At 70.8% G+C, this 11,439-nt stretch carries 11 protein-coding genes; 5 read left to right on the forward strand and 6 right to left on the reverse strand.

All coding sequences use genetic code 11. The features are described from left to right. Positions 1-13: 13 nt before the first annotated feature. The gene (locus tag ABZ930_RS18690; RefSeq protein WP_361549001.1) at positions 14-670 is read right to left on the reverse strand and encodes a M15 family metallopeptidase; all 657 of its coding nucleotides are present in this window, start codon (positions 668-670) and stop codon (positions 14-16) included. Between the two features lie 188 nt (positions 671-858). On the opposite strand from ABZ930_RS18690, the gene ABZ930_RS18695 reads away from it, so the two are divergent. Then, entirely contained in the window at positions 859-1,557 is a 699-nt protein-coding gene (locus ABZ930_RS18695; protein WP_361549003.1) for a L,D-transpeptidase family protein, read from the forward strand. 73 nt (positions 1,558-1,630) lie between these two features. Here ABZ930_RS18695 and ABZ930_RS18700 read toward each other — a convergent pair whose 3' ends face one another. Continuing rightward, positions 1,631-2,389 (reverse strand): alpha/beta fold hydrolase, encoded by a 759-nt coding sequence (locus ABZ930_RS18700; RefSeq protein ID WP_361549005.1) that lies wholly within the window; start codon positions 2,387-2,389, stop codon positions 1,631-1,633. 287 nt (positions 2,390-2,676) lie between these two features. Between ABZ930_RS18700 and ABZ930_RS18705 the strand changes: the two genes are divergently transcribed. From ABZ930_RS18705 to ABZ930_RS18720, 4 genes are all read left to right on the forward strand, one after another. Beyond that, the gene (locus tag ABZ930_RS18705) at positions 2,677-4,404 is read left to right on the forward strand and encodes a thiamine pyrophosphate-dependent enzyme (protein WP_361549007.1); all 1,728 of its coding nucleotides are present in this window, start codon (positions 2,677-2,679) and stop codon (positions 4,402-4,404) included. A 63-nt stretch (positions 4,405-4,467) separates the two neighbouring features. Continuing rightward, the gene (locus ABZ930_RS18710) at positions 4,468-4,977 is read left to right on the forward strand and encodes an SRPBCC family protein (RefSeq protein WP_361549009.1); all 510 of its coding nucleotides are present in this window, start codon (positions 4,468-4,470) and stop codon (positions 4,975-4,977) included. Between the two features lie 94 nt (positions 4,978-5,071). Further along, the gene (locus ABZ930_RS18715; RefSeq protein ID WP_361549011.1) at positions 5,072-5,377 is read left to right on the forward strand and encodes a hypothetical protein; all 306 of its coding nucleotides are present in this window, start codon (positions 5,072-5,074) and stop codon (positions 5,375-5,377) included. Between the two features lie 73 nt (positions 5,378-5,450). Continuing rightward, on the forward strand, positions 5,451-5,888 hold the full coding sequence (locus ABZ930_RS18720; protein ID WP_361549013.1) for a DUF937 domain-containing protein: 438 nt from the start codon (positions 5,451-5,453) through the stop codon (positions 5,886-5,888). 19 nt (positions 5,889-5,907) lie between these two features. On the opposite strand, the gene ABZ930_RS18725 is transcribed toward ABZ930_RS18720, so the two are convergent. The 4 genes from ABZ930_RS18725 to ABZ930_RS18740 form a co-directional block, all read right to left on the reverse strand. Then, positions 5,908-6,873 carry a YihY/virulence factor BrkB family protein gene (locus ABZ930_RS18725; protein ID WP_361549015.1) on the reverse strand — a complete coding sequence of 322 codons (966 nt, stop codon included), beginning with the start codon at positions 6,871-6,873 and terminating at the stop codon, positions 5,908-5,910. 68 nt (positions 6,874-6,941) lie between these two features. Beyond that, positions 6,942-9,179 carry a 1,4-alpha-glucan branching enzyme gene (gene glgB, locus ABZ930_RS18730; RefSeq protein ID WP_361549017.1) on the reverse strand — a complete coding sequence of 746 codons (2,238 nt, stop codon included), beginning with the start codon at positions 9,177-9,179 and terminating at the stop codon, positions 6,942-6,944. A gap of 37 nt (positions 9,180-9,216) precedes the next feature. Next, a complete protein-coding gene (locus ABZ930_RS18735; protein WP_361549019.1) occupies positions 9,217-10,569 on the reverse strand; it encodes a maltokinase in 1,353 nt (450 codons plus the stop codon). Positions 10,570-10,575: 6 nt separating this feature from the next. Next, positions 10,576-11,439 (reverse strand): alpha-glucosidase C-terminal domain-containing protein (locus tag ABZ930_RS18740; protein ID WP_361549021.1); only part of this gene is annotated, 864 nt, incomplete at its 5' end.

The raw sequence follows: 11,439 nt of genomic DNA on the forward strand, positions 1-11,439 counted from the left end.
ACCGGGGTCCGGATCAGCGCCCGTTGGCGGAGAAGTGCTGGTAGTCCGGGTGCGCCCAGCGGCCGCCCCACTGCCAGCCGACCTTGCGCATGGCGGTCGTGATCACATCCCCGCGCCGGATCATTCCCTTGACGGGCCGGTCCCGGCGCAAATAGCGACGGCCGGCGGGCGGATAGACGCGGCCCGCGGTGTCGACATAGGGATTCTCGAGTGTGTTGATGTCGATCGCGTCGCCGTAGGAGTGCTGCGACCGTTTTCCCGGACTTCCGGTCACGGCACGGCAGTTGAAGGCCGAGGTGTTGTCCTGCTTCATGGCGGCGGTGTCGCTGCCCCGGTACTCGGCCATGACCTTCATCCGCCGGATGGGGAACTTCGCGGCGAAGGCCCGGCCGAACACGTACAGCATCGGGCTCACGGCCTGCCGGCCGACGATCAGTTCACCGCGGTGCACCTTGCCGTCGAAGCCCCAGTGGTTCATCCGGATCAGGCGCAGCCGGCCGGGTGGGACGGGGCAGCCGCGTCGATAGGTGTGCGCCAGTTTCGTGCCGGGCACGGCGGAGACCACGGCGTTCAAGGTGGAAGGGCGCGGCTGGGCCTGCGCGGGCGGAGTGGTCAGCAGGACGGCGATGACGACGAGAGCGGCCCATACGGGACGCGGTACTTTTTGCACCTTGTGACCGTAAAGGGGGCTATGTAGGAAGTTCGGCAGGGCCGTGCCGCATCGTCCCGGTGTCGGCCGTGGCCGGGTGCGGTTGTCATCGTTTCGTATCAGCCGACCGACCCGTACAACCCCGGTCCCTGGGGACTCGTCTACCCGGACAGAAACTCAGAACAGGGAAACTGGGGAGAGGATCGGTCATGGGGGACCATCGCAGACGGATCGTCGGCGCCGCCGCGGTCACGGGGCTCGTCGCACCGCTGGCGCTCGCGCTCGGGACGGCACCGGCGCAGGCGGCAGGCAGCTGTACGACACAGACGGGCCCGTACCAGAAGCAGGTGGAGAAGTTCCTCGGCCGCCCGGTCGACGGCAAGCAGTCCGCCACCGACTGCAAGGCCGTCAAGGCCTTCCAGACGAAGCACGGCATCACCCCGAACATCGGCTACGCGGGCCCCGTCACCTGGGGCGTGATGGACCTGATGAACAAGCAGAAGGCCGTCGGCACGACCCCGAACAAGGCGGGCAAGTGCCCGGTGAACAAGGGCCGCATCGCCTGCGTGAACCTGACCCTCCAGATCAGCTGGATCCAGGACGGCAAGAACCTCGTCTACGGACCGGTCCCGGTGCGCACGGGGCGCAACGGGTACGAGACGCGCACCGGACTGAAGAAGATCTACTGGCGGCACATCGACCACGTGTCGAGCATCTACAACGTGCCGATGCCCTACAGCCAGTTCTTCGACGGCGGGGAGGCGTTCCACTCGGTGGGCGTCAGCATGTGGAACCCGCCGGGCTCGCACGGCTGCGTCAACATGACGAAGACCACCGCGAAGAAGTACTGGTCCCTGCTGAAGACCGGCGACGACGTCTTCGTCTACGGCCGCAAGCCGGGCACCTGATCCCACGGGCGAGATGGCGCGGCGGACGTCGTACTCCTGCCGCCGCGCCATGAGGTCGTGCGGGAGACGGCGGTCAGGAAGCGACGAAGCGGGCGATCTGCCCGAGGACCACGGTGTCCGTCAGATACCCGATGTGGGTCTGGCAGACCACGTTGTTGTTGGTCGCGCCGTCGAGCCTGGTGCTCGTGTAGGGAATGATGATGCCGTCGCACGCCGAGTACCAGGTGGCGTACTTGGTGGAGCCGGGCGTCTCGTCGCCGGACGAGATCTGGGAGATGAACGAGGACCCCGGATACATCTGCTGGCAGGTCGTGTAGACGAGACAGGCACCGGCGTACGTGGTGCCGTGGTTGGCGCCCGCGATCGAGGCGAGGTGGCTGACGCTGGTGTTGCCGCCCAGCACCTTCAGGTAGTACTGGCTGACCAGCCCGCCCATCGAGTGGTTGACGATGGCGACCTTGCTCGCGCCGGTCCGCGCCTTCACGGTGTTGACGAACGTGGCGAGGCCCTGGGCGTTGGTGATGTTGTTGCCGTACGAGTTGTACTCGTAGGCGAAGAGGTTGGAGCTCGACCAGCCGTTGGCGCGGAACACGCTCATGCCGGTGACCCAGTTGGAGGCGTTGCCGGTGTAGCCGTGCACGAAGACGACCGGCGTACTGGTGGACAACGGCTGCGCGGCGGCTGATCTCGTCGAGGCGGTCTGCGCGGCGGTGGCCGTGGTGTCGGCGGCGCCTGCCGTCGTCGTGGCCGAGGAGAAGAGGGTGAACGCGACGGCGGTGGCCGCGAGCACGCCGAGCAGCCGGCGTGGGGGACGATGACGCGTGGAGCCCATGGAGCCCTCCTGACGGGGGTGTGCGGGGGTACCTGGTCCGACCAGAGTGGTGGGGCCGGGCCCGGGCGCCATCGGCGAAATCGCCAGTGCGCGCGGCGAACCCGGCGGAGCCGGTCCCGGGATGACAGACATGAGCGGACCGATCTCGGATAACCGGTCGGACACGGTGCGCTTCGGAGCCGTCGGCCCGCTCGCTCTGCGGGGAGCCGAACCCGACCGCGTCACCGGCTGACCGGGCGATCCCCGCAGCACTCAGCACTCGACGCCTCAGAAAGGACACCCCCGCCATGTCCCGCACCGTCGCCCGCCTTTTCACCGACACCCTGGAAGAGCTGGGTGTGCGGAATGTCTTCGGAGTCGTCGGTGACGCGCTCAACCCGCTCACCGACGCCATCCGATCCTCCGAGACCCTCTCCTGGGTCGGCTGCCGCCACGAAGAGGCCGCCGCGTTCGCGGCCGGCGCGCAGTCGCAGCTCACCGACACCCTCGGCGTCTGCATGGGCACCGTCGGCCCCGGCTCGGTGCACCTGCTCAACGGTCTCTACGACGCGGCCAAGAGCGGCACCCCGGTCCTCGCCGTCGCCGGACAGGTGCCGCTCTCCGAAGTGGGCACCGACTACTTCCAGGAGGTCGACAACGACCTTCTCTTCAAGGACGTGGCCGTCTTCCGCGCCACCGTCACCTCACCCGAACAGCTCCCCGGCCTCCTGGAGGTCGCCGTGCGCACCGCCATCGGCCGCCGGGGCGTCGCCGTCCTCACCGTCCCCGGTGGCATCGGCGACAAGGAACTGCCCGCCGACCGGCCCGCGCGGCTCTCCGTCGCCCGCTCCGAGAACCGCCCCGACGACCCCGACCTCGACGAGGCGGCCCGCCTCATCGACGACGGCGGCGACGTCACCCTGCTCGTCGGCCGCGGCGCCCGAACCTCCCGCGAGGACGTCCTCGCCCTCGCCGAGCGGCTCTCCGCGCCCATGGTCCTGACCCTCAAGGCCAAGGAGGGCTTCGAGGGCGACAACCCGTTCCAGGTCGGCCAGACCGGACTGATCGGCAACCCGGCCGCCGCCCGCGCCATGGACCGGGCCGACACCCTCGTCCTGCTCGGCACCGACTTCCCGTACCGCGAGTGGTATCCGGAGGGCAAGAAGGTCGTCCAGGTCGACCGGGTCGCCGAGCACATCGGGCGGCGCGTGCCCGTCGACGTGGCGCTCGCCGCCGATGTCGGCCCCACCGTGCGCGGACTGCTGCACCGGGTCGCGGCCCGCGAGGACCGCAAGCACCTGGACTCCGCCCGCGAGAAGTTCACCGAATGGCAGGACGGGCAGCGCAAGCTGGCCGACCCCGGCCACGACAAGGGCCTGATCGGCAAGGTCCGCTCGGCCTTCGACAACCGCGACCACCTGGTCCGCCCCGAGGCGCTCGCCGCCGCCGTGGACGCCGCTGCCGCCGACGACGCCGTCTTCACCTCCGACACCGGCATGGCCACCGTCTGGCTGTCCCGGTTCGTCGAGATGCGCGGCCGCCGCCGGCTGATCGGCTCCTACAACCTCGGCTCCATGGCCAACGCGATGCCGCAGGCCATCGGCGCCCAACTGCTCGACCGCGACCGGCAGACGGTCGCCTTCTGCGGCGACGGCGGTCTGTCGATGCTGCTCGGCGACCTCATGACGATCCGCACCGAACGACTCCCGGTCAAGCTGGTCGTCTTCGACAACCAGCGCCTGGGCATGGTCAAGCTCGAACAGGAACAGGCCGGGCTGCCCGAGTTCGGCACCGTCCTGGACAACCCGGACTTCGCCGCCGTCGCCCGGGCTCTGGGCATCAAGGGCATCCGTGTCGAACGCGCCGAGGACCTCGCCGACGCCGTCACCCGCGCCTTCGCCGAACCCGGACCGGTCCTGCTCGACGTGCTCACCAACCCCGACGAGATCGCCGTACCCGCCAAGCCCACCGTCCAGCAGGGCTGGGGCTTCGCGATCGCCAAGGTACGGGAGAACCTGCGCAGCACCGGAGGCTGAAGGACGGCGTAGGGTGCTCTCTACTCTTCAGTAACCCAGTGTTTCGACCGGAAAGAGGCCTCCGTGAGCCGGGTATTCACCGTGAGCAGGAGCATCGAGGTCGGGGTGGAGCCCCGGATCGCCTACCAGGCGGTGAGCCGCCCCGAGGACATGGGCCGTTGGAGCCCGGAGAACCGGGGCACGACGGGCGAGGTTCCGGCGGGACCGGCGGTGCCGGGCACCTCGTTCGTCGGGCGCAACAAGCGGGGACGGTTCCGGTGGGTCACCCGCTGCACCGTCACCGCGGCCGACCCCGACAGCCGCTTCGCCTTCCGCGTCCACGCGATCGGTGCCCGCCGGCCCCGGCTGCCCGGGCCGATCGCCACCTGGGAGTACCGCTTCGAGCCCACCGAGAACGGCACACGTGTGACGGAGACCTGGACCGACGACCGCCGCGCCTGGCCCGACCTCGTCGCGCACGCCTTCGACCGTCTCGTCACCTCGGGCCACACGTTCGCCGACTTCCAGGGCCGGAACATCGACAGAACGCTTCAGAACCTCAAGCGTGAACTGGAGAGCGCCGACGCCGCCTGACCCGACGCCGTGTGACCCGGTGGCGTGACCGAAGCGGTGCTCCGGCGTTGAGCAGGCGATGTCCTGTCGTCGTCGAAACAGGGAGCACTTCCCGATGCGCCTGCGCACTGTCACCGGTACCGCCACCGCCACCGTCCTCCTGGCCCTGTCCGCGTCCGCGGCATGGGCCGCCCCGGCCCCGGCCGCCGACCCGGAGCCGGGCGCCGGTACGGTCATCCTCTCGAACGAGGCCTACGACAGTCTCGTCCGTGCCGATGAGGACGAGCGGGAGCTGATCCTGACGGATCCGTCGTACCGCGAGGCATGGCTCTCCTGCCTGGGCTCGACGCAACCGAGCCACGTGGAGCGCAACGGATGGGGCCCCGGGTACGTGTGCATCCCGGACGGCGCCGTGCAGTGACGGACTCCGCGAGGGCCCAGCCGCAGGGCGTGTGCGGTCGCCGACACCCGCGGACCGCTCTAGCGTTTGGGGCATGAGCGAAGAATCGGGTGAGAAGTCGCTGGAGCGGGACGTCCTCGACGAGCTCGGCGACGACGGGCTCCAGCGGCTCGCGGAGGTGCTGGGCACGGACGCGCCGGGCGCGCAGGACGTCGTGGGCACCACGGTGTCGGCCCTCTCCGGCGGCCTGCGCGAGCGTTCCGAGGAAGGGCCCGAGGGCGCCCGGGAGGTGCGGGAGGCCATCGACGAGGCGGCGCAGCCGCCGCTCCAGGGCGTGGCCGCGTTCGGCGGTCTCGGCGGGCTGGCCTCCGGCGGGCTGCTGGCCGGACTCCTGTCGCGGATGAGCCGCCCGGCGGCCAATGTGATCGCCAAGAAGACGGGCCTGCCCGCGGCGAACGTGGCCCGCGGGATCGAGCTGGTCATCCCCGTCGTCCTGGCCGTGCTGAGCAAGCGGGCCACGCGCAAGAAGTAGCGGCGGCGCGGGGTCAGGGTCAGCCTCCCGGCCCCGGGTCGGGGCGGACCGGCTCGTGGATTCCGGCCCGGGCGGCCTCGAGCTGGGCGGCGAAGGCGATGCCGAGGAACAGGGCCACAGCGGTGAGATTCGCCCACAGCAGCAGGGCGATGAAGGCCGTCAGCGGGCCGTAGACGGCGCCGAACGCCCCGCTCTCGCCGACGTACAGGGCCAGCAGCCAGGTCGCCGCGACCCACAGCGCGAGATGGACCGCCGACCCGAACGCGAGCCACGTGTAGCCGGGCTGTACGCGGCGCGGGGCCCGCCGCAGGATCACCGCCGACGCGATCCAGGTCAGCAGGAGACCGGCGGGTATCTCCAGCGCGCCCCACCAGCCGATGCCGCCGCGATGGTCGCCGGTGGTGCGGGCGACTGCGTCGCCCACCGCGGTGCCGGCCACCATCACGACGAACCCCAGCACCATCGGCAGCCCGGCCGTGACGGACAGCACCAGTGCCCGTCCGTACTTCGCCGGTCCCGGCCGGTCGCGCTCGATGCCGTAGATGCGATTCGCCCCGCGCTCGACCTGCCCCATGGCCGAGGCCAGGTTCAGCACGGCGAAGGCCAGCCCGAGCCAGAGCGCCATCGCGCTCCACAGGTCGCTGCCGGCGGTGCGCCGCGTACCGTCGAACGCCTTCTCCACGACCTCGGTACTGGCGCCCGGCACGATCCGGGCCAGGGTCAGCTCCACCACCCGGCCCACGCTCTCGGTGTGCACGCTCGTCGCCAGGCCCACGAGGACGACGGTGAAGGGCACAAGCCCGAGCACCATTTGGAAGGCGAGCGCCCGGGCGTTGGTGAAACCGTCCGCGTAGCGGAACCGGCTGAAGGAGTCCAACAGCAGCCGCACACCGCCGTAGTGGCGCAGCGCGGTGAAGGCTTCGTCACCGGAGAGTTCTTCTCCGATCATGTCCCGGGTCTGCGGGACGTGGACGGCGGTTCCCACGACGGGGCTGCTCCTCGGGTAGGCGGGGGACACGGTTGTCCCTCTCCGCATGCCCCCGCAGCCACCGGCTACGGCATCGGGCTGAGCCAGACCGCCCCCAGCGGCGGGAGCCGCAGGGAGAGCGACGCCGGGAAGCCGTGGTGGGCGGTGGCGGTCTGGGGGAGCGGGCCCTCATTGCGGACGCCGCTGCCGCCGTAGCGCGGGGCATCGGTGTTGAGGACCTCGTGCCAGACGTCCGTCGCCGCCTCCGGGACACCGATCCGGTAGTCGTCGCGCACCACGGGCGAGAAGTTGACGACGGCCAGCAGCGGAGGGCCGTCGGAGGCGTGGCGGACGAACGCGAGGACGTTGTCGTCCGCGGCGTCCGCTTCGGCCCAGGAGAAGCCCGCGGGGTCACCGTCCCGTTCCCAGAGGGCGGGACGCGCCGTGTACAGGTGGTTGAGGTCGGCCACCAGCCGCTGGACGCCCCGGTGGTCCTCGTGCCCGGGATGGTCCGCGCCCAGCACCCACCACTGGGGCCCATCGGTCTCGGACCATTCGGCGCCCTGCGCGAACTCCTGCCCCATGAACAGCAGCTTCTTGCCGGGATGGGCCCACATGAAGGCCAGGTAGGCGCGGTGGTCGGCGCGCTGCTGCCACCAGTCTCCCGGCATCTTCGACACGAGCGACCGCTTCCCGTGGACGACTTCGTCGTGCGAGACGGGCAGGACGTAGTGCTCGCTGTACGCGTACACCATCGAGAACGTCAACGCGTCGTGGTGGTACCTGCGGTGGACGGGATCGTGCGCCATGTAGGCCAGGGAGTCGTGGGACCAGCCCATGTTCCACTTCAGGCCGAAACCCAGTCCGCCGAGGCCGTGTGCGGCCGGCTGGTCCGTGGGCCGGGTCACGCCGTCCCAGGCGGTCGACTCCTCCGCGATCGTGACGATGCCCGGGCACCGCCGGTAGAGCGTGGAGTTCATCTCCTGGAGGAAGGCGACGGCATCCAGATTCTCCCGTCCGCCGTGCGCGTTCGGCGTCCACGTGCCGTCCTCGCGCGAGTAGTCGAGGTAGAGCATGGAGGCGACGGCGTCGACGCGGAGGCCGTCGATGTGGAACTCCTCGCACCAGTACACGGCGTTGGCGACGAGGAAGTTGCGCACCTCGCGGCGCCCGAGGTCGAAGACGAGCGTGCCCCAGTCGGGGTGGGCGGCCCGCACCGGGTCCTGCGGCTCGTACAGCGGACGCCCGTCGAAGTCGGCCAACGCCCAGGCATCGCGCGGGAAGTGCCCCGGCACCCAGTCGAGGAGCACACCGATGCCCGCCCGGTGCAGCGTGTCGACGAAGTACCTGAAGTCGTCGGGGGTGCCGAGGCGTGCGGTGGGGGCGTAGAAACCGGTGACCTGGTAGCCCCACGAGCCGCCGAAGGGGTGCTCGGCCACCGGCAGCAGTTCTACGTGGGTGAACCCCAACTCGGATACGTACGAGACGAGTTCGGCGGCCAGTTCGCGGTAGGTCGCCCCCGGGCGCCACGAGGCCAGGTGCACCTCGTACACGGACAGGGGCGCCGAGTGGGCCGGCCGGTCGCCGCGCCGCCGCATCCACTCCTCGTCGCCCCAGACGTGGTCGCTGTCCGTCACGACCGACGCGGTCGCGGGCGGAACCTCCGTGCGGCGGGCCATCGGATCCGAGCGTTCGAGGCGGGCGCCGTCGGGGCCCGTGATCTCGAACTTGTACAGGGCGCCCGCGCCGACCCCCGGGACGAACAGCTCCCACACGCCCGAGCTCCCCAGCGAGCGCATCGGCAGCGCCGTCCCGTCCCAGTGGTTGAAGTCGCCGCACACCCGCACACCTCTGGCGTCGGGGGCCCACACCGCGAAACGGGTACCGCGCACTCCCTCCTGCTCCCGCACATGAGCGCCGAGCACGGTCCACAGTTCCTCGTGCCGGCCCTCGGCGACGAGGTGGAGGTCGAGCTCCCCGAGGGTGGGCGGGAAGCGATACGGGTCCTCGACGTCGACGACGGCCTCCGTATGGACGACGCGCAGCCGGTGCCCGAGCGGGCCCGAACCCGGCACCGTCCCCGTGAACAGGCCGTCGCCCTCGTCGCGCAGCGTCCAGGCGACGGGGCCCGTGAGGACGGAGACGCTGCGTGCGTGCGGACGCAGACAGCGCACCACCACTCCGTCGGGGCCCGGGTGCGCGCCCAGGAGCGCGTGCGGATCGTGGTGCTCCCCGCGCAACAGCCGGCCGCGGTCGTCCGCGTCGAGTGCGGGCGCGGGGCGCGCGCGGTGGAGGGTGGTCGGGTCCACGTCGACGACGGCCATCTGCGGAACTCCCTTGAAGGAGAAGGGCGATGAGTGATCAGGAGGTGCGGGACAGGCGTGCTACGGCCGTCATGGGGACGGTGATCCAGTCCGGTCGATGGCCCGCCTCGTAGACGACCTCGTAGACGGCCCGGTCCGCCTCGTGCGCACGCAGCACCACAGCCGTGCGCCGCGGATCGAACCGGCCGGCCTCGGCGTACCCGCCGCAGAACGCGGCGCTGGTCTGCTCGGCCCACTCCGGTCGCGGCGAGCCGTCGATGTGGGCCGCGTAGTCGAACGAGCGGAGCATGCCCGCGACGTCGCCGACGGGGGAGTGGTCGCCCCGCCGCTCGGTCAGCGGCTTGGCCGGCTCGCCCTCGAAGTCGACGATGTGCCAGTCGCCGCCGGCCCGCAGCACCTGCCCCAGATGGAGATCGCCGTGGATCCGCTGCAGCGGCAGATCACTCCCTGCCAGCGCGAACTCGGCATAGGCGCTGCTCAGCCCTGGCACGTACGCGCGCAGCGCGGGCACGAGGGAAGCCGCGTGCCGCAGTCGGCTCGTCATCGCGTCCGCCAGCCGTACGGTGTGGTCCGCGGGGGCCGGGGCGACGGGGAACGCCTCCGCCAGGGCCACATGGAGTGCGGCCGTCGCGCGGCCCAGATCGCGGGCTTCCGTGACGAAGTCCCCTCGCTCCAGGGCCGATGCGCGGGCCAGCGCCCATCCGTCCGTCGCACCCCTGAGGTAGGGCTGGACGACCCCCAGTGTCGCGAAGAACGGCGCACACGTGTGGAACCAGGCCGTGGGCGCGAGGCCCTTGGCGTAGCCGTGTCGCGCCAGCACGGTCGGCACCTCCAGATCGGGGTTGATGCCCGGCTGCACCCGCCGGAAGAGCTTGAGGATGAGCCGGTCACCGTAGACGATCGAGGTGTTCGACTGTTCGACGTCCAGGACACGGGGTGTGAGGCCGCTCGGGACGCCCGTGCGCGGGAACGACTCGAAGCGCAGGTTTCCCGTGGTGCCGCCGCTGCGGACCCGGTCCAGGAGCAGCGCCGCCGCGCGGGGGTCGTGCACGGCGTCGTACACCAGCAGAGTGTCGCCCGTGGGGCCTTCGACCTCGCCGATGACGTGGCCGCGCAGCCGCGGGGGCACGTGGGTGCCCGCGCCGAGGAGCAACTGGTAGTGCGCGGGGCCCTCTTCGCCGCGGTGCTCGACCCGGACCAGCAGGTGGAAGCAGCCGGGCGCGAGCTCCGTCGCCGCCACCACGGACAGGTTCGTGATCTTGTGGTCGCGGCCGGCGAACCAGCGCTGGTCGGGCAGCCAGCCTGCCAGCAGCGCGGCGAGTCGCCCGCGCGAGACAGCGGGCTCGGACAGCGGGGACGGGGCCGGGCCGGACATGGTCGAGGTCGTCATGGCGGATCAGGTCCAATCGTGGTGGGCGACACGGGGAGCGAGAGATGTGCCGCGCAGCCGGAACCAGTAGAAGCCGTGCCCCGCGAGGGTGAGCAGGTAGGGCAGTTCACCGATCGCCGGGAACCGCACCCCGCCGATGAGTTCCACCGGGTGCCGGCCGTCGAAGACCCGCAGATCGAGTTCGGTGGGCTGGGCGAAGCGGGAGAAGTTGTGGACGCACAGGACCACGTCGTCCTTGTACTCGCGCAGGAAGGCCAGCACGGCGGTGTTGGAGGAGGAGAGTTCGGTGTAGGAGCCGAGGCCGAATGCCGGGTTCTGCTTGCGGATCTCGATCATGCGGCGGGTCCAGTGGAGCAGGGACGACGGCGAGGACATGGAGGCCTCGACGTTGGTGACCTGGTAGCCGTAGACCGGGTCCATGATCGTGGGCAGGGAGAGGCGGCCCGGATCGCAGGAGGAGAAGCCGGCGTTGCGGTCGGGAGTCCACTGCATGGGGGTGCGGACGGCGTCGCGGTCGCCGAGCCAGATGTTGTCGCCCATGCCGATCTCGTCGCCGTAGTAGAGGATCGGGGAGCCGGGCAGCGACAGCAGGAGCGCGGTGAAGAGTTCGATCTGGTTGCGGTCGTTGTCCAGGAGCGGGGCGAGGCGCCGGCGGATGCCGATGTTGGCCCGCATGCGGGGGTCCTTGGCGTATTCCGCGTACATGTAGTCGCGTTCTTCGTCGGTGACCATTTCGAGGGTGAGCTCGTCGTGGTTGCGCAGGAAGATGCCCCATTGGCAGCCGGAGGGGATGGCGGGGGTCTTGGCGAGGATCTCGGAGACGGGGTAGCGGGACTCGCGGCGCACGGCCATGAAGATGCGGGGCATGAC

The organism is Streptomyces sp. NPDC046716, from assembly GCF_040645755.1.
GTDB lineage: Bacteria > Actinomycetota > Actinomycetes > Streptomycetales > Streptomycetaceae > Streptomyces.

What these genes read in the sequence shown, in the direction of transcription:
- ABZ930_RS18695 (WP_361549003.1), top strand. Translation starts at nt 859, where the DNA reads ATGGGGGACCATCGCAGACGGATCGTCGGCGCCGCCGCGGTCACGGGG.
- ABZ930_RS18715 (WP_361549011.1), top strand. Translation starts at nt 5,072, where the DNA reads ATGCGCCTGCGCACTGTCACCGGTACCGCCACCGCCACCGTCCTCCTG.
- ABZ930_RS18705 (WP_361549007.1), top strand. Translation starts at nt 2,677, where the DNA reads ATGTCCCGCACCGTCGCCCGCCTTTTCACCGACACCCTGGAAGAGCTG.
- glgB (WP_361549017.1), bottom strand. Translation starts at nt 9,179, where the DNA reads ATGGCCGTCGTCGACGTGGACCCGACCACCCTCCACCGCGCGCGCCCC.
- ABZ930_RS18700 (WP_361549005.1), bottom strand. Translation starts at nt 2,389, where the DNA reads ATGGGCTCCACGCGTCATCGTCCCCCACGCCGGCTGCTCGGCGTGCTC.
- ABZ930_RS18735 (WP_361549019.1), bottom strand. Translation starts at nt 10,569, where the DNA reads ATGACGACCTCGACCATGTCCGGCCCGGCCCCGTCCCCGCTGTCCGAG.
- ABZ930_RS18720 (WP_361549013.1), top strand. Translation starts at nt 5,451, where the DNA reads ATGAGCGAAGAATCGGGTGAGAAGTCGCTGGAGCGGGACGTCCTCGAC.